The sequence below is a fragment of the Pectinatus haikarae genome (assembly GCF_015732185.1).
GTDB lineage: Bacteria > Bacillota > Negativicutes > Selenomonadales > Selenomonadaceae > Pectinatus > Pectinatus haikarae.
The window spans coordinates 324940-343665 of sequence record NZ_WIQM01000004.1 but is presented as its reverse complement, the minus strand read 5'-3'; the positions used below and the strand labels follow the sequence as shown (position 1 = coordinate 343665).

Below are 18726 nucleotides of genomic sequence, written 5' to 3'. Positions count from 1 at the left end.
ATATCTGACGGGCTTCCTGTTTGTTTTAATTTATCACTTCCGCCCGGCTGCCCCCGTATGGCATTTTACTTACTTTGATCTGCTTGTCGATGCGCTGCTTCAATTCACCGACATGAGATATTATCCCGATCAGTTTATTGCCTTGTGCGAGAGTATTAAGCACACTGACTGCATGTTCCAAAGATTCTTCATCCAATGAACCAAAACCTTCATCGACAAACATAGTATCCAGCTGTATGCCTCCCGCCGATGATTGAATCTCATCGGATAACCCCAAAGCCAAAGACAGCGATGCCTTAAACGCCTCTCCTCCTGACAGTGTCTTTATACTGCGCCGGCTGCCATTATAATGATCTATGACATCCAATTCCAGTCCGCTCTGACTGCGCATATCCTGAGCTGCCGTTTTTCTTATCAATTCATACTGTCCCGCGCTCATGACCATAAATCTGGTATTTGCTCTTTCTATTATTCTGTCAAAATACTGCATCTGTATATACGTTTCCAGCGTTATTTTACTCTTTCCGCTTTGCATACCGACAACAGTCTGAGCTAAATCAAGCTGCCAGATATACTGTTCGGTCAGCTCCTCATAACTGTCCTTTTGTTCAATAATATCTTTCAGTGCCTTTTCATTTGCTGCCATCCGTATATGTATCAGCTGCTGATTTTCTGTCAATTCTTTTTTGGCTTGCGTGAGACTTGCGCGCATACTCTTCAATTTTTCCAGATCGAGCGTGCTGCTTTTTTCAAGCTGCCCGCGCAAAACTGTAAATTTAGCTTTTTCACTGCTTAAAAAGTTCTCTTTTTCCGCAAATTTTTTCTGAGCCTCATTCATTTGCTTTTCTAATAAGACTGCATGCATTTCTTTGTTTTCCAGCATTTTTACTGCTTCGGTCTTATCTTTGTAAGTGAGCAGTTTAGCCTTTTCTGTCTTTTTTTCCCCGATATTTTCTATATTAGCTGTCAAAACAGCTTTTTTCTGCTGATATTCTTTTGCTTTTTCACCGATATCATCATATTTTCCAGACAGCAGCGGCAGCTCTCTGTCCAGTTTTTCTTTTAATAATACTTCTTTTTGCAGCTTATCCATTTCCTGCCTGATAACTGTTCTTTCTCTGTCTGCATTCTTTTGTGATTCTGCCGCCTGTTCTTTTATCCTGCCGCGTTCCCGGCAGCCAAGAAGCTGTTCTGCTTTTTTAATTATCTGTCCGTCGAGCGCACTTAGCTGTCCCTTCAGATCACCTGCCCGCATACTGAGCTCAGACACTTTTTTATCCGCCATCTGTCTCTTTTTTTTAATGATATCCAGTTGTTCCTTGTCAGGTGCATTTTCCACCAAAACTGCCGGCTGCGGATGCTGCACAGATCCGCATACAGGGCATGGTCTGCCGTCTTGCAGAGCTGAGGCTATTATTCCTGCCTGTTCATCCAAATATGCTTTTTCCATCTTGTCACATTCCGCATGAATAACTTTTTGGCTGCCCTGTTCAGCCTTATATGCTTCACATGCTTTTTTATATCTATTGAGCAGTGCATTATAATCTGCCGTATTTACCAAAAGTTCCTGCAGATCTTCCAACTGTTTTTGCAGTATTCCTTCTCTGTGCCTGCATTGTTCTTTTTTCAACATCGCCTCCTGTAAAAGGCTCTGCTGTTTTTTCCCTTCTTCTATCTGCTTACTGAGAATTTTCAGCTGCCTGCATTCTGCCTCTTCTTTCTGTGCCATCACTGTCAGCTGAGAAACATATTCTTTTTCCTGTACTAAAACGGCATCATACTCATCGTATGTGCCCATATTATCCTTTATACCGGCTATAACCTCTATTGCCGCCGCATATTCCTTATCATATCTTTCTTTTGCTTCTTTATAATTTTTTTCCAGCTGTTGTGCAAAAGGAATATTTTTTTCTATCTCCGTCTTGCACAAGGCCATTTCCTGTTTTATCTTTTCCATAGAGGCAGCATAACCCAGCTGGGAATTATTCTGAGCTAGTTTTTCCTCGTTATCTGCTATTTTTTTACTTATCTGTTCTGCAGTTTTTCTATCTTTATTCGTGTATTCACTAATTTTACTGATAAGCTCAGACAGTAACGGTGAATCCTCCAAAACTGCATTTTCTGCCAGCTGGATATTTTTTTTATCGTGTTCTATATCTCTTTTTATACTTTCCAGCTTTTTTGCTGTTTCTTCCGCTTCCTTTTTTAATTTTTCCTGAAGAAAACGATATAATCCTGTATTGAATATCTTGCGGAAAATATCACTGCGTTCTTTTGTCGGTGAAAGTAAAAGCCGCAAAAAATCGCCCTGGGCGATCATAGCTATCTGAGTGAATTGTGCTCTGTCGAGGCCTATCAGCTCTGCCACAGCCTGCGTCACTTCTTTGACACCGCTTACTATTTCCCCGTCTGGAAGGAACAGTTCCGCCGCAGGTTTTTCCACAACTATTTTACTGCCTCTTTTGGCCGGACGCTCATATTCCGGATTGCGCCGCAGTCTGTAGTCGCGATTTCCATAACAAAATATAAGTTCTACATAAGTTTGCGTATCGGTCGAAGCATATTTACTGCGAAACATATTCGTCTCCCGTACAGGACCGCTGGCCTCTCCGTACAGCGCATAAACCAGAGCATCAAAGATAGTAGTTTTCCCCGCACCTGTGTCACCGCTTATAAGATAAATCCCTTTTTTACCTAATTTACTAAAATCTATATCCACTTCACCCGCATAAGGTCCAAAGGCTGACATAACAAGTTTTTTCGGCAGCATCAGTGTTCCTCCCATATTTGTTCTATCAATTTCTCGGCAAAATTCCGCTGTTTTTTACTGAATGGTTTATTATTTTGCAAGGCATAGAACTCACTGAGCATATCAATAGGCAGTTTGCTTTTTTCTGTATTTGCCGTGATGATATTATTTGTCTGCGTTCTTTTATTATCATAATCTATTTTCATTATATTCGGATAAATTGTACGTAATTTACCTATCGCGTCCGGTATTTCATTTTCGTCTGTCAGAGTAACTGCTAAATAATCCTCTGTATCTGTGCCTTCATAATTTTCCCTTAAAACCAAATCTGCATAATTTCCCCGTATCCTGCGCATATCATGTAAAGGCTGCAAATTTCTTGCACTGATATCCACCTTACCTTTTTCTTTTATATTCACAATTGCAAGAGTTTTTTTGTGCCCGCATTCAGAAAAGGAATATTTTAAAGGTGTTCCTGCATAACGTACAAATGCACGCCCGATCTGCTGAGGTCTGTGAATATGTCCAAGAGCGGCATAATCAAACGGGTAAAATATTTCTGCCGAAATATTATCCAGACCGCCTATGCTTATTTCCTCTGAATCGCTCGTCTGTGCCCCCGTAACAAATTGATGTGCAATTATTATATTGCGCGCCTCCCGGTCAATGCGCATTTTCTCCACAGCTGTCCTGACAGCATCATCATATGTCCTTATGTCTTCTTCCGGCCATGCTTTTTTTGCATATACAGGTTTCAAAAATGGCAGCATATATATATTGACTGATCCATATTCATCTTGAATTTTTATTGGTGAAAATATTCCTGTAAATACCGGAGATATATATACACCGCTTTTATTCAGGAGTCCTGTACCGAAGGACAACCGCTCTGCCGAATCATGGTTGCCGCTTATAATAAATACCTTCATTTTCAACTCTGCAAGTTCAGTAAGAAATTTATCCAAAAGACGCACTGCCTCAACGGGAGGCAGTGGTGTATCATAAATGTCACCGGCAATAAAAACAGCCTCTGGCTTCTCCTTCTGCAAAATATTTACCACTTGTGTCAATATGTATTTTTGATCTTCAAGCATAGAAAAATTATTTATTCTTTTCCCTATATGCAAATCAGCTAAATGGGCAAATTTCATAAAAACCTCCACATAAAGAAAGCTCTTATCTAAGCCGCAATTCCCGGCCTAAATAAGAACCCTTTTTTCACCAGGCAATCTGTCTCCTGATCTTATTATAACATAAACTTAGGAAATATCGGTCAATCTGAGGAAGGTAAGATAAGCCTGTTCTTACAATGGTTACAATGGCCTTCTATAAAAAAACGGCCTGTGATTTTCATATCCCATATCACGGTAATTCAGTACAGCTTCTGTTCCGCCGACGAATAAAATCCCTCCCGGTTTCAATGCCTTGAAGAATTCTTTATAAAGTTTGTCTTTAGCTTCCTCTGTAAAGTAAATAACAACATTGCGGCACAAAATAAGATCAAAACCTGTTTCAAAAGAATCCTTCAAAAGATTATGCCGCCGAAATTCAATCTTTGCCTTTATCGTCGGACTGACAGCATATCTGCCATCATCCGTTTTTGTGAAATATTTTTGCTTGCGTCCGAGCGAAATAGCTTTCAGTTCATTATCCGAATATACTCCGTCTTTAGCTTTAGCAAGAATATCTACATCCAAATCAGAGGCCAAAATCCGATGACGCGCCCCCGGTGTTTTTTCATCCAGGATCATTGCGATAGAATATGGTTCTGCACCTATAGAACACCCCGCGCTCCATATATTAAGTTTCGTGTTTTTTTGCAGCAGCTCAGGGATAATAACAGATTCCAATTCAGAAAATTTTTCCGGTGTGCGAAAAAATTCAGATACGTTTATCGTAAGGTATTCTATAAAAGAAGCAAACTCATCCTTGTCTTTGACAGCAAAATCAAAATACGATGAAAAAGTAGAATAGCCTTTACGCGTAACGAGATTATTGATGCGGCGTTTCATCTGTGCTTCTTTATATAAATCAAGATCAATTCCGGTCTTGCTTTTCAGCTTTTGTTTAAAAGCGATCCAATCACGTTCATCCACTTGACTGATCCCTCCTTCTAGATTATTTTTTAAAGTATATATCGGCACGCCCCATGTTTCATCGATCTGCAGTGCCTGTTCCCTCTTTTTCGCATCCATGCGTTTTCATCCTCACACTATACATTATAAAACTAATGTAATTTTATCATAAAACATCTGTGAAGGATAGAATGATGCTCCTATTTTGAGGAATTTTTTTAAAGGACAGCTGAATCGTTACACCAATAGCGCCTATTTATTCTGATAATGGCTGAAGCTGCCAATGGACACAGCAGAGAATTCGCCTTTCAGTCCGCCAAAAAACATTTTTGTTCCCAAGGCTGGGGAAAATTCAGGCATTATTTGCGCAAATAAATCCGGGTCTATATTTAAATTTCGCACCTGAATCATATCAACAGAAACACTGCGCAAAAATTTGCGCCATGCGGCAGCCTCGGTCTTACTGTCATTAAAGCCCGGAAAATAAAGCATGTTAAGCGATACATATACATTTTTTTTCTTTGCATACCTGATAGAGTCAATAACATCTTCCAATTCATAATTACAGCGATAATAAGCTTTATAATTTTCCGATACGGCACTTATTATGCTGACACGCATACTGTTAAGTCCCGCATCCGCAAGTCTGGCAATGCCGTCTGTAAAACCGGCGTTAGTATTTATATTTATCTGGCCTTTATCCGTGCGTGCTCTTATCATTTTCAGGGCAGGAACTATATTATCCGCTGCCAATGACGGCTCACCCTCACAGCCTTGTCCGAAACTTACTATGGCATCAGCTGCTCTGGAAAGATGATAGCTTCCTATTTGTGCAATTTCATCAGGCGACGGACTAAAATCAATACGGCTTTGCGGTGACGGACAGCATTCTGCCGCCTGCAGTGATATGCAGCCCAGACAGTCCGCATTGCAGACAGGCGACACCGGTATACCGGCTTCCCATCTTCCGTAAAAAAGATTCTGTGCCGTACAGCAATGCCATTGCAGTGAACAATTTGCCAAATGCTCCACCAAACGATTGCCGGGAACATCACGCTTGACTTTATTTATCAATTCCGGCAGATTATCCGTATTATAACGTGCGGGATCCCATTTACTATTTTCATCAGTATAAATTGCGGCCGCGTACATTTCATCCTTATACAATGCCACCGCTGTATAACCATATAGGGGAAGTGTCTGCGCAGCCTCAGTTTTCTGGAAAGCAGGCATATAAATTCTTGTATAACCCGCCGGCAGAAGTGCTGCCACTGCCTGCCCTGATACGGGGAGAAGTTCACCGTCTTTTTCTCCCACCGGCATCCGATCCGGCAGATACATCAGGTCGGCACTTTCCGGCAGAGGTATCAGATCTTCCCTTCTGAGCGGTATATTTTGATTACCGCTCCTGCCTGCGGCACTTACACCCGGTGCATCGAAAATTTCACCTTCCTCGTCAGCGTACAGAAGTGTTATTTTCGTTTTACTCATCACATTTTGCCTCACTCAAAGCATTCCTTACAGTTTTTTTCTTTTCCTTGCGCGGATTATATTTGTTCATTGCCTTATCAACAGACTCCGTAATTATACATTCAACAGCAGGAATCAGTGTATCAAAGGCCTTTTCCACAGCATTTTGATCTTCGTCTGAAAATTTTGAAAGAACATGATCATTCACTTTCCAATTCGGCAAAGGGCGCCCTATACCTATCCGGACATGAATAAATTCACTGCTTTTTATACACGATATTATCGATTTTATTCCGTTATGGCCGCCGGAGCTTCCTTTTACCCTTATTCTGATCATCCCCGCAGGCAAATCCATATCATCGTGAACGACAATAAGATCTGCCGGAGATATTTTATACCAGTTGAGTGCCGGTGCAACTGCATTTCCGCTCAGATTCATATAAGTCATCGGTTTCAGCAAAAGCACTTTTTCCGCTCCGATCATCGCTGTTGCCAGACTGCCATTGAATCTTTCCTGCCAAACGCCTGCCGATAATTTTTTGGCTAACGCATCTATAAACATAAACCCTACATTGTGTTTCGTTTTTTCATATTCTTTGCCCGGATTACCAAGCCCGGCTATTATTTTCACCGTATTACTCCTCCTGCATGACGGTTTCTCAGCCGCTGCCAAATCATATAATTTAATCGTTGTCAAAAAATTTCCCCATTGATTCAGTCACATCAAAAATAGACATATAGAAAAAACTGCGCCTGTAAAGTTCCGCGACCGTAAACAGCCTTATTTTAAACCAATATCTGCTTTTATCCCTTTTTTCCAAAGCGGCTATCATATCTACCGGCACATTTTCCAATAAAACCTTTTTCATATTCTGCTTTATTTTTTCCTGTGTTCTTTTATCCAAAAAATGGATTATATCAGTTTCAGCATTCTTCCCCAGACCTTTATCCTGTATTATGCGCCCATATTCTTCATTCGTCTGTTGAAGATGCAATTTATCATCTTTGTAAGAATAAATGGCTAATGCTCCCATTATTTTTTCCAGCAGCTGACTGCCAAGAACGTTTTCTTGTATCAGTGCGCTTATATCTATTGGCATATAATTATCATCAGACAAATAATTATTTATAGCATAATCAATGCTTTTCGGATTGCCTATAAGCTCTTCAAAAGCGCTTTGTTCCATAGGCCGATGGTAAAAAAATCCCTGTGCATAAGTACAGCCGATCTTACGCAGAAAATCCACCTGTTCCTGCTTTTCGACGCCTTCCGTTATGATGATCATATTAAGCCAGCGCCCCATATAGACCACTGACTGGATAATGTCCTTGCCTTTTTTATTTTCTGTTTCCAAAAAGCGCATATCAAGTTTTAATATATTCGCTTTTATATCCTTTAATATATTCAAAGATGAATATCCGCTGCCAAAATCATCTATCAATACTATAAATCCATAATCCATGAGCTTAGCCGATAAATTTATTATCTCCTCAGATTTATCGATATAAGCACTTTCTGTGATCTCCAACTCCAATAGCTGCGGATTTACCGCATACTTTTCCACCAATCCTGTCAATACCAAATAGACATCCATATTAGTTATATCTGTGCGTGAAATATTAACAGATATAGGTACTACATTTTCGCCTGAAGCTATACGTGTTTTCAGCCATTGCACTGTTTTTTCCCATATGTGGGTATCAAGTTTTTCTATAAAACCGTTTTTTTCAAACAGCGGAATAAACACCCCCGGCATAATCATTCCCTTTTTAGGATGCCACCAGCGGACAAGTACCTCCGCTCCTGCGATTTTTCCATTGTTCATATTGCATTTAGGCTGAAAATACAGTTTGAATTCACCGTCACTGAGAGCCTGCTCTGCAATCCCCAGCAATTCCTGCTCCTCAAGCATTTTCCCTCTTACACTGTCATTGAAAACAGCCACATGCTGAAAGTAATTCCGTTTTATTGAACGTAAAGCGAAAATAGCCCAATCGCACAGAAAGCTGACCGCTGTATTTTTCTCGGCAGGACAAATACCGATGGCCGGAACAAGTTTCATCGGCAAGGGTGCTTCAGCAAAAATCGCAAAAATATTTTCCAAAAATATTTTTTGTTGTCTTTCTTCCAAACATACAGCAAATATATCACCGCTTATACGGCCGATAACAGCCTCACCTTCTAAACTGTTTTTCAAATGTCCTGCTAAATAATGCAGGATTTCATCACCGATTTTATTGCCATATAAGGCATTAATAAAGCTGAATTTTTCTATATCTATACAAATTATTATATAGTTAACTCTTTTTTGCAGCAGCTCTGCCGTTTTTCTGTAAAAAGTACTCTTGTTATAGATCTGCGTCAATACATCATTTTCTTTGTGATATTCTAATTGTTTCTTATGATATTCTAATTGTTCTTTGAGTGCTTTTATTTGCGAACAAAGATCTGTTTCCTCGTCTGGCATTTCCTATACTCCTTCCTTTTAAAAGCTCTTTGCAACGCATTCATGCCCAAGTTTTTATTTATAGGCGCAGTATCTATGACAAACGTCTGCCGCAGATGTACTGCAAAAGCAGCATTAGGCAAAACGGACAGCTATCGACTGCATAATTTGCCGGCAGATAAAAAAAATAAAAATCTCCATTCAACAGTTGAAAGTGCTTCTTACCTCTACATATTTCAGCCGATTAAAATAAAATATGCGAAAACAATTACTCCTAAAATGATTCGGTACCAGCCAAAAGCTTTAAAATCATTTTTCTTTATATACCGCAGCAAAAATTTTATGGAGGCGATGGAAACAACGAAAGCAACTGCCATTCCCACAAGTAAGATAACAACCTCTTCCAATGAATAGTTCAGTCCGAATTTTACCATCTTTAATAGACTGGCACCAAACATAACAGGGATAGCCAGAAAAAAAGTGAATTCAGCGGCTATATAACGTGAAGCACCGAAAATAATCCCGCCCAGTATAGTGGCACCTGATCGTGACGTCCCGGGGACCAGTGCCAGCACCTGAAAAACACCGATGATAAATGCGGTCTTATAATCAAGTTCTTCCAGAGTATTTATACGCGGCTGTCTATTTTTATTGCAATTTTCCACTGCTATGAACAAGATTCCGTAGAGAATAAGTGTAAAAGCCACCACATGAGAATTCATAAAATGCGCTTCCATATAATTATTAAAAAGCAGTCCGACGACACTTGCCGGTATACATGCAAAAATCACTTTCAGCCACAGAGAAATCGTCTGCGTTTTTTCAATTGCAGTTTTACTGGCGGCAAGCGGATTGAGTTTTTTAAAATTAAGGACAACAACTGCCATGATGGCTCCAAGCTGAATGACCACCAGAAACATATCCATAAACTTAGGATCTACCGGCATTTTTATAAATTCATTGACAAGAATCATATGACCTGTACTGCTTATTGGCAGCCATTCGGTAAGACCCTCAACAACTCCTAAAAGAATTGCTTCCATTATTATCATAAAGTCCAAAGTTTTCCGTTCCTCCTCACAAATTTCAAGCCTATGGAGCAGTGCTTTATTCTCCAGACGATCTGCTGAAATTTGCATAATAATCACTGCAGTTCAAATGCCGCAGGATGTTTTTCCTACTGCACTTTTCAAAAAGGGCCTTTCCTAAAGGAAAGGCCTGAAAATCAGTACATATAACACATTTATCAAACCTTTGTCTGAACAGCATCAGCCATATCAAACAACTTACTTACAGAGGTTTGTGTATAAATGCGTGCGATAGCTTCCCCAATTGCCGGTGCCATAGACAATGATATTATCTTGCTGGAATGCTTGTCTTTTGGCAGCGGTATAGTGTTAGTGATAACCAACTCATCTATAGGTGAATCATCAATGCGCTGAATAGCAGGATCACTCAAAATTCCGTGTGTACAGCAGGCATGGATCGATTTTACTCCCCGCTGTTTCAAAGCTTTAGCTCCTTCGCACAAAGAGCCTGCTGTATCGACTATATCGTCAATTATTATAGCATTTTTATCTTTTACCTCACCGATCAGACTCATGACTTCGGCTTTTCCCGGCATTGGCCGCCTCTTTTCGATAATGGCAATAGGTGCACCCAGTCTGTCGGCAAGGCTGCGGGCGCGTGTTACACCACCCAAGTCCGGTGAGACAACTACAATATCAGAAAGATTTTTTCCGTGGACATATTTTGCAAGTACCGGTGCCGCCGCCAGATGATCAACAGGAATATCAAAAAAGCCTTGAATTTGTCCCGCATGCAGATCGACAGTAACCACTCTGTTGACACCCGCAGTCGTCATAAGATCAGCAACCAGTTTTGCGGAAATAGGTTCACGTCCACGCGTTTTTCTGTCTTGACGGGCATAAGCATAATATGGCACTACCGCCGTAATATTGCGTGCTGATGCTCTTTTACAGGCATCGACCATTATGAGCAGTTCCATAAGGCTGTCATTTACGGGCTGACTGGTCGGCTGAATAATAAACACGTCCTTGCCGCGTATGCTTTCGCTGATCATAACCTGTGTTTCACCATTGTTAAAATGCCCAACAAACGCATGGCATAACTCGACACCAATATAATCGACTACCTCTTGTGCCAGCTGCGGATTGGCATTACCGGTAAGAATACATAGTTTGTCTGTGTCCAAAATCATTAATTTTCCTCCTGCAATTCATATGCATAAATAATTTTTTTATTATAAAAGGACATATTGTCCTTTATAAACATTTCTATTCTCTTTTATCCCGCCATTTAGCAATATTAGTCTGACGTGCTCTGCCTACGGCAAGTTCTCCCTCCGGCACATCTTTCGTAATGGTAGAGCCGGCACCTATATAGGAACCCTTTCCTACTTTAACCGGAGCCACCAGATTGGAATTACAGCCGACAAAAGCATTATCCTCTATGGTTGTTCTGTATTTTTTCTTACCGTCATAATTTACAGTGATACAGCCGCAGCCCATATTTACACCTGTTCCAATATCACTGTCGCCGATATAACTCAAATGGGGCAGCTTTGTTCCTTCTCCAATATTGGAATTCTTGACTTCTACAAAATTACCGATATGTGCTCTGTCAGCAATCTTTGTATTTGGCCGCAAATGCACATACGGTCCCATCGTAACATCCGCCCCGATCTCGCATTGATGTGCATAAGTAAAAGATATCACAGAACCGCTTCCTATGCTGGTATCACAAAAACGGCTGCATGGCCCTATTTCACATTCAGCACCGACTACAGAATCTCCTTCTATCCATGTCGAAGGATATATTATCGTGTCCCGGCCAATTTTGACGTCGCTGTCTACGTAGGTAGTGTCAGGATCCATTATTGTAACACCATCTGCCATAAGCTGTCTATTTTTCCTCTGGTGCAATATTTTTTCGGCCTGAGATAGCTGTTCGCGCGAATTTATTCCCAACGTGGCTTTATAGCTTTCAGCGGCAACAGCCGTTACTTTCTTCCCTTCTGCATGAATTATTTCCAAAACATCCGGCAGATAATATTCGCCCTGGGCATTATCGTGTCCGACTTTGCACAATGCAGCGAAAAGTTCCCCTGCATTAAAGCAGTAAATTCCCGTGTTCACTTCAGTCACTGCTTTTTCCGCAATGCTTGCATCTTTGTGTTCAACAATCTTTTTAAACTCTCCGCCGAAAGTCCGGATTATACGACCATAGCCTGTAGGATCAGGCATAACAGCCGTCAGTACAGAAGCCTGTGCTTCTTCTTTTTGATGCATTTCATAAAAATTACGCAGGATCTTAGCCGTAAGCAGGGGCGTATCGCCGCACAATACCATTACCGTATCATTTTTGTCGATCATTGGTTCTGCCTGACGCACAGCATGTCCTGTTCCCAGCTGTTCCTCCTGAACAACTATCCGCACGCTGTCTCCCACAGCCTGTTCTACTTTTTCACGCCCGAAACCGACAACAACGACGTTATTTTTGGCGCCTGCACCGTTTGCCGCATCAATGACATGCTGCAGCATTGTTTTCCCGCCCACTCGATGCAGCACCTTGGGTAAAGACGAATTCATCCGCGTTCCCTTACCGGCTGCCAGTATTATAGTAGAAAATTTTTCTGCGCTCAATTGTTTTCACTTTCTCCTTCTATATTTTCCATATCCTGTTTTATATCTTTCATACTCTTCAGCAGTGTCTGTTCTGATTTTTCCATATGCTTTTCCGCTGCCTTCTGAGCATCCATGACATTCCCCTGCGCAATAGTATCCACGATACGTCTGTGCTCCTCAAGCGTTTCACGCAGCCGCCCCGGATAGGACATTGATTTAGTACGAAAACTGGTGAGCTGTTCACGCAAATTGGATATTATACCTACCAATCGATTATTGCGGCTTGCTTTATAAAGTAAATCATGAAATTTGGTATCCACTTCAACAATTTTATTCATATCGTTTTCTTCAATATATTCGCCGATTTGAACCAAAAGCCGCTGCAATTCTTCCAGCTCGTCCTCTGAAATTCTTTCCGCAGCCAAACCGCTGGCCAGTGAATCGAGCGCCGTGCGTATTTCAAAAACCTCATTGACATCACGAATGGACAAATTGGCCACATAAGTGCCTCGGCGCGGCATCATTATCACATAGCCTTCCAGCTCCAGCTTTCTGATAGCCTCACGCACCGGTGTACGACTGACGCCAAGCTGCTCAGCCAGGTGTATTTCCATAAGACGCTGACCCGGTTTTAATATTCCGGTCCGTATAGCATTTCTTAAGGTTTCAAAAACAACCTCACGCAGCGGCTGATAGCTGTCCAGCTTTATCGGCATGAGCTTCTTGCTGTTTCCCATAATAACTTCCCCCTATTTATCCGCACTCGCCGGTACTGCCTCATATACTTCCAACTCTTCATACTCACGGCGCATTTTAACTGCAATGCGTCGTGCGGCTGCCGCATCCCCGCATACAGCAAAAATACTTGGCCCGCTGCCCGACATCAAAGCTGCTTTGGCACCATACAAACAAAGCTTTTCTTTGTAAACCGCCAGCTGCGGATAGGTTCCAATAGTGACGCTTTCAAGAACATTACCCAGTGAACCGCAAATTCCATCAAGATTTTTTTTAGCCAATTCCCCCATCATCAGATTACTGTCCGGATGTTTTTTTACCAGCTGCTCCCTGTAATTTTTATACACCCATGCTGTAGATATTCCCAGTTTCGGCTTTATAAGAACAAACGCACAGTTTGGCAGTGATGCTATCGGAGAAATCTTTTCACCTCTGCCTTTAGCCAGCATTGTCCCTCCGACTACACAAAAGGGAACATCTGATCCCAGCTCAGCTGCCAATATACAAAGTTCCCTCGCCGGCAGAGCAAGATCAAAAAGATCGTTCATACCGCGCAGCACAGCCGCTGCATCAGTACTTCCGCCGGCTAGTCCTGCCGCCACAGGAATATTTTTTTCCAGAGATATTTTCACGCCACAGCTTATATTATAAGTACGTAAAAATAATTCGGCAGCTTTATAAATCAAATTATCTTTTTTATCTGACACGCCTTCTACAACACAATCAAGTATTATATCGCAAATATCAATTTTTTCAATTGTGAGTTTATCACTAAGATTTATTGACTGCATGATCATTTCAACCTCATGATAACCATCATCTCTTCTGCCGAGAATATCAAGTGTCAGATTGATTTTCCCATTTGCTGTAATTGTAATCAAAATTTTCCACTCATCCTATGATAAAATCCCTTTTCAGGCAAAACTTATTCTCCATCGAAATACATTGTTTTTCCATGCAACTATGCACATGTATATGCTTCCTATGAAAGAAAATACAATAAGATTGTAACAATTTTTTATTCAAACAGCAATAGTTTGAGTCTTTCTTCTTGACATTATTGGTAATAAATCGCATAATTGAGGTGAAATTAATAATTTAATTTATTAAATTTATTGTTCATAATTATGTTAAATTTATAAATTCAGCATAATAGTATTCTATTATTCCCCAAGTTCAGATACAGTTGTTTTATCCGGGGATAAAAGCTTATTTATCAGTGGTTTCGTTAAATTTTGCATTTTTCGCCACATGCTTCAAAATTTATCGAAACCACTGATTTTATTATAATCGAAGGAGCTATTTCCATGTCTCTGCATACCATCTCACTGGTCGATATAAGCAATGATGCCACGGCAGATCAATTTACAGCTATTATTCAATCTGTCATCGGCGCGAAAATAATAGCATTCGACGCATCTGTTCCTGCCCTGATTGTCAGTTGTTCAGACAATGATCTTGCCGCTGTCGTAGAGCTTCTGCAAAATTCCGGATATTGTGTAGGCGCTCTGCCCAGAGTTCGTTTTTATACTATCAAATATCCGCTGCAAATATTGCTGATTTCTATAACAGCTTTACTTTTTCTAATATATCTGAACCTTGCACAGGCTGCAGCATTGCCTCTGCCTGTGATCATAGATCCCGTTCATGATCAGGGTGCATTTATTACTGCCCGTTTTTTCATTATCATATTTATTATGCTGATCAATATCCAATATTTTTTCGGCAGCACGAAAGGCCCCGCCGGTCTTTTAAGTCCTGACCTATTGATATGTACCGGTATCATAATAGTATTTTTACTTGGTCTATATGAAACTATTCCTGTATTCATGGGCATAAACCCCTCTGTCGGCAATTTCTACGGGGAAACATCGTGCCTCATCATTATTCTTGCAACTGCTCTTAAAGTATGTGAAACCAGCCATATAGAAAGGTTAACTGATTCTTTGCGCCAAGATGCTGATTTTCCTGCCTCTGCTGCTGTACTTGATCTTGATACTGACGAAGAAAAACAAGTTTCTTCATCTCACCTGCAGCCGGATGATATTGTAACGATTAAAACAGGACAGACGATTCCCGCCGATGGGGAGATTTCCTGGGGAGAGGGCAGTGTTGATGAATCGAAGCTTACCGGCAGTTTTGACCTTATTGATAAAGCTCCCGGTGATAAAGTATTCCTTGGAACGATAAACACAAAGGGGACTTTTCATTATCGCGTATCGGCAGCTGTGAACGAGTCCGTATTGCTGCAGCTTACAAAATTGCAAAAAACAGCTGCAAATATGAATACGGATATCGAACATACTACAATAAAAATAGTGAGAGCATCTGCTGTTTTTACTATTTTTTCCAGTCTTTTTGCTGCTGCTCTGGCTATTTACATAAAAGAATCACCTGCATTTATCTTTTCTGTTCTTGCATCAATTCTAGTTGCGGGCTATCCACCGTCTGTCATCAGCTCTGCACGCATCCCTTTTTTATTGGCTGCAAGGCAATGGTATACCTGTGGCATTTTTTTCAAAAATATAAGAATCATTGAACAGATATATCATATAGACACCGTCATACTTGGCAAAACAGGCATACTTACCGAAGGGATGCCTGCTGTTGCTGCTCTGCAGGCAGAAGGCATAACTCCCAAAGTTCTGTTATCTCTCGCGGCAAGCACAGAAAAAGATCTCAAACACACGCTGTCTAAAGCATTACTCGCCTCATCCGTAAAAAATCAGGCTCATCTTCAAAGGATATCTTCCTCACAGTTGATAGAAGGCAGCGGCGCAGAAGCGCTTGTCAACGGAGATATAGTCCGTGTAGGCAAAGCTTCATGGCTAAAGGAAGAAGGCATCAATATCAGCAATGAACTTCAAATGAAGGGGTTTCAAATTTCCAAGGAGGGAAGCACTCCTATTTATATTGCTTTAAGAAAATACTGTCACGGTGTTTTGACAATGACGGATTCTATAAAATATGGCAGTAAGACAGCTCTTGCCCATCTGCACAACATGAAAATAAATACAATGCTTTTCACCGGTGATAATAAAAATACCGCCAAATATATCGCGGACCAGCTGTCTATAACTCAATATAAAGCTGAGCTGCTCCCAGATGATAAGGCACAGGAAATTGAACTGCTGCATACACACGGACTTACTGTAGCTGCCGTTGGCAATGCCGACAATGATTTACCGATGCTGAGGGCAGCAGATATAGGGATATTCCTAGACCACAATGTAAATCCAGCCGCAGTTTCCGCTGCTGACATAATATACCCAGGCGGCAGCTTGCAGCGGGTAGCTGAAACAATCAAATTTTGCAGATATATGATGAAGCATATACATTGTAAACTTATTTGTGCTGCTGTTTTCTTTTTTCTGGTGCTTGCCAGCATATTTATTTTTCCTTATTATTTGGGTTCAGCTGAATTCTTTCCTGCTGCTGCCGCCACTGCCATGACTTTGCTGGGATTCTTAGTAATCAAAATCCCTCTTTTCCTGCATAAGCTTTAAGTTACTCACATCCACAGATGATTTATTTTTCAATATCCAACGGACTGATCCTGCCCGTTAGAATAACTACTTTATCATTATTTCAGGAGGTCTTTATTATGTTGAAAATCTATATTGACGGCATGATGTGTGAACACTGCATATCCTATATCAAAGCAGCCTTGGGTGATCTTGAAGGAATGCATGAGATACGAGAAATAAGTCTGAAAGATAAGTATGCGCTCGTCAGCTGCAGTACTGATGAAGATATTTTGCGTAATGCTATCAAAGATGAAGGATATAGCGTTACTAAAATAGAACAGTGTTAGTAATACAAAATTTTCAGCAAAGGGATTTTATTTTCATGAAAAAGATATTATTGTTTCTGTTTCTTGTCCTGTTTTATGTTCCTACGAGTGCACATGCCGAAATTCGCCAGACAGAAAGCGGCAATGTCGTTGCCAGAGAAAGTGCTTTCACCTATATGCAGGCTCCGGAGCCGCTGCCCGATGCAGCATCAGCCGGTACGAATAAACCATCTTCAGTTAAGCCTGAAAATATTTTTTCTGTTTACGTAAAAACAACACGTTTTTATAATCGCAGTAAAACACATTATCGTTTACTCAGAGAATTGTCTCTTACCTCTCATACTGAGTCTGTTGATTTATTATTTGATAAAGATCAATTGCCCAAAATAGAATATACCAAGGACGGTTCAACTAAAACGCTGCCCCTGAAAAAAGTCACTTATACCAATTCTTATTTCATGTCATTTAAAGTTACGCCTGATTTATTAACTCCGCTTTATGATGCCGACAAAGTGGAAGTAGTATTTCCAGAAATAGTGAACGGCAGCAATGTGGGCTATACCAAAGACAAGAAGGGTAATAAAAAACCACATTACCAAAAAAAAGACTTAAAGAAGGATTCTATATTAACTGAGCAGCGTTATGAACTTCCCAAAAACCTTATAGCCGAATGGCAGCTTGTATTATCTTCCGATTTAACTCCTGGTACTGTCGAAGATACTCTCCAATAGAAATGTATTCCTGTACCTGACATTTCGTACAGAAAATAAATTAAAAAGAATCATGCGTTATGCATGATTCTTTTTAATTTATTTTCTGTATTTTTGATATATCTTTAACTTTGGCTGCTACTTCCAGGATTTTTTCCATAGAACTGCCTAGTGATGCCTCCACTGCCGCTATGACAGCCCCTTCCAAAACAGGTGCATCCGCTATGCAGATTTCCTTTTCATGCAATTTTCTTCTGTTCTTTATCATATCTGCACAAATTATCGCACTGCCCAAATCGACAAATAAAATCACGCCGTGCCCTTCATCAACCGCTTCGATAGCACGTTCTACCTTATCAAGATCTATTCCTAAACATCCGTCATCACAGCCCCCCGTTGCCGCAATCGGCTGCCCCGGTTTTCCCATTTCGACAGCTATTTCTCTGATGCCTTCTGCTGCCTTCAGACTATGTGACACTATCACAATTCCTACCATCTACATCCATCCTTATCCGATAAAATGCAAAACTTAGAATTTTTTAAACAGTATTCCGTATCCTCTATCGGCGCAATACATTTTTCTTTATTATACCACAGTCAGCTTCTACATAAAGCATATTTTTGCTTTTATCACTTTATATGTGTATATATCGCTCAGACAGCAAAATCGATTGTTAATATATATTTAATCTGCTAAAATAATATATATTAACATCAGGAGGCTGACATCATGAATTTTAAATTTACTCACAATAATATCAATGTCTTTGATTTAAAAAAATCAATAGCTTTTTATGAAGCAGCGCTCGGACTCAAGGAAGTGCGCCGCAAAGAAACTCCCAATTTTACACTTATATACTTAGGTGACGGAAAAAGCACACACGAACTGGAATTGACATGGCTTAAAGATCGCAAAGAAAAATATAATCTGGGGGACAATGAAGTACATCTCGCTTTCACTGTGGATAATTTTGACGAAGCACATAAAATGCATGAAGAAATGGGCTGTATCTGCTATGAAAATAAAGGAATGGGCATCTATTTCATAAGCGATCCTGACGGCTACTGGCTGGAAATTCTTCCCATAAGATAAACGGCAG

At 40.5% G+C, this 18726-nt stretch carries 16 protein-coding genes; 4 read left to right on the top strand and 12 right to left on the bottom strand.

Annotated features, from left to right (window positions below):
• Positions 1-25 precede the first annotated feature (25 nt).
• The 11 genes from I6758_RS02810 to ispE form a co-directional block, all read right to left on the bottom strand.
• Positions 26-2770, bottom strand: coding sequence for an AAA family ATPase (locus I6758_RS02810; RefSeq protein ID WP_196603680.1), 2745 nt, complete (start codon positions 2768-2770; stop codon positions 26-28).
• Positions 2770-3900 (bottom strand): exonuclease SbcCD subunit D, encoded by a 1131-nt coding sequence (locus tag I6758_RS02805; RefSeq protein ID WP_196603679.1) that lies wholly within the window; start codon positions 3898-3900, stop codon positions 2770-2772. The genes I6758_RS02810 and I6758_RS02805 overlap by 1 nt, the downstream gene beginning before the upstream one ends.
• Positions 3901-4062: 162 nt before the next feature.
• Positions 4063-4944 carry a CheR family methyltransferase gene (locus tag I6758_RS02800; protein WP_196603678.1) on the bottom strand — a complete coding sequence of 294 codons (882 nt, stop codon included), beginning with the start codon at positions 4942-4944 and terminating at the stop codon, positions 4063-4065.
• A 132-nt stretch (positions 4945-5076) separates the two neighbouring features.
• Positions 5077-6315: a radical SAM protein gene (locus I6758_RS02795; RefSeq protein WP_196603677.1), complete on the bottom strand. Its 1239-nt coding sequence runs from the start codon at positions 6313-6315 to the stop codon at positions 5077-5079.
• Entirely contained in the window at positions 6308-6925 is a 618-nt protein-coding gene (pth, locus tag I6758_RS02790) for an aminoacyl-tRNA hydrolase (protein ID WP_196603676.1), read from the bottom strand. Before pth ends, I6758_RS02795 begins: the two co-directional genes overlap by 8 nt.
• A 52-nt stretch (positions 6926-6977) precedes the next feature.
• A complete protein-coding gene (locus tag I6758_RS02785; protein ID WP_196603675.1) occupies positions 6978-8762 on the bottom strand; it encodes a GGDEF domain-containing phosphodiesterase in 1785 nt (594 codons plus the stop codon).
• A 215-nt stretch (positions 8763-8977) separates the two neighbouring features.
• Positions 8978-9793, bottom strand: a complete 816-nt coding sequence (locus tag I6758_RS02780; RefSeq protein ID WP_196603813.1) for an undecaprenyl-diphosphate phosphatase — start codon at positions 9791-9793, stop codon at positions 8978-8980.
• 194 nt (positions 9794-9987) lie between these two features.
• A complete protein-coding gene (locus I6758_RS02775) occupies positions 9988-10962 on the bottom strand; it encodes a ribose-phosphate diphosphokinase (RefSeq protein WP_196603674.1) in 975 nt (324 codons plus the stop codon).
• Between the two features lie 76 nt (positions 10963-11038).
• Positions 11039-12406: a bifunctional UDP-N-acetylglucosamine diphosphorylase/glucosamine-1-phosphate N-acetyltransferase GlmU gene (glmU, locus tag I6758_RS02770; protein ID WP_269140320.1), complete on the bottom strand. Its 1368-nt coding sequence runs from the start codon at positions 12404-12406 to the stop codon at positions 11039-11041.
• Complete coding sequence (locus tag I6758_RS02765) at positions 12403-13125, bottom strand: GntR family transcriptional regulator (RefSeq protein ID WP_196603673.1); 723 nt, start codon at positions 13123-13125, stop codon at positions 12403-12405. Before I6758_RS02765 ends, glmU begins: the two co-directional genes overlap by 4 nt.
• 12 nt (positions 13126-13137) lie before the next feature.
• On the bottom strand, positions 13138-14004 hold the full coding sequence (gene ispE / locus I6758_RS02760; RefSeq protein ID WP_196603672.1) for a 4-(cytidine 5'-diphospho)-2-C-methyl-D-erythritol kinase: 867 nt from the start codon (positions 14002-14004) through the stop codon (positions 13138-13140).
• A 426-nt stretch (positions 14005-14430) separates the two neighbouring features.
• On the opposite strand from ispE, the gene I6758_RS02755 reads away from it, so the two are divergent.
• The 3 genes from I6758_RS02755 (at position 14431) to I6758_RS02745 (ending at position 17647) form a co-directional block, all read left to right on the top strand.
• Positions 14431-16629, top strand: a complete 2199-nt coding sequence (locus I6758_RS02755; protein ID WP_196603671.1) for a heavy metal translocating P-type ATPase — start codon at positions 14431-14433, stop codon at positions 16627-16629.
• Between the two features lie 98 nt (positions 16630-16727).
• Positions 16728-16937 carry a heavy-metal-associated domain-containing protein gene (locus I6758_RS02750; RefSeq protein ID WP_196603670.1) on the top strand — a complete coding sequence of 70 codons (210 nt, stop codon included), beginning with the start codon at positions 16728-16730 and terminating at the stop codon, positions 16935-16937.
• 35 nt (positions 16938-16972) lie between these two features.
• Entirely contained in the window at positions 16973-17647 is a 675-nt protein-coding gene (locus tag I6758_RS02745) for a hypothetical protein (protein ID WP_196603669.1), read from the top strand.
• 73 nt (positions 17648-17720) lie between these two features.
• Here the strand turns inward: I6758_RS02745 and dhaM are convergent, their stop codons facing one another.
• A complete protein-coding gene (gene dhaM / locus I6758_RS02740) occupies positions 17721-18122 on the bottom strand; it encodes a dihydroxyacetone kinase phosphoryl donor subunit DhaM (RefSeq protein WP_196603668.1) in 402 nt (133 codons plus the stop codon).
• Between the two features lie 234 nt (positions 18123-18356).
• On the opposite strand from dhaM, the gene I6758_RS02735 reads away from it, so the two are divergent.
• Positions 18357-18719 carry a VOC family protein gene (locus I6758_RS02735; protein ID WP_196603667.1) on the top strand — a complete coding sequence of 121 codons (363 nt, stop codon included), beginning with the start codon at positions 18357-18359 and terminating at the stop codon, positions 18717-18719.
• Positions 18720-18726: the final 7 nt, after the last annotated feature.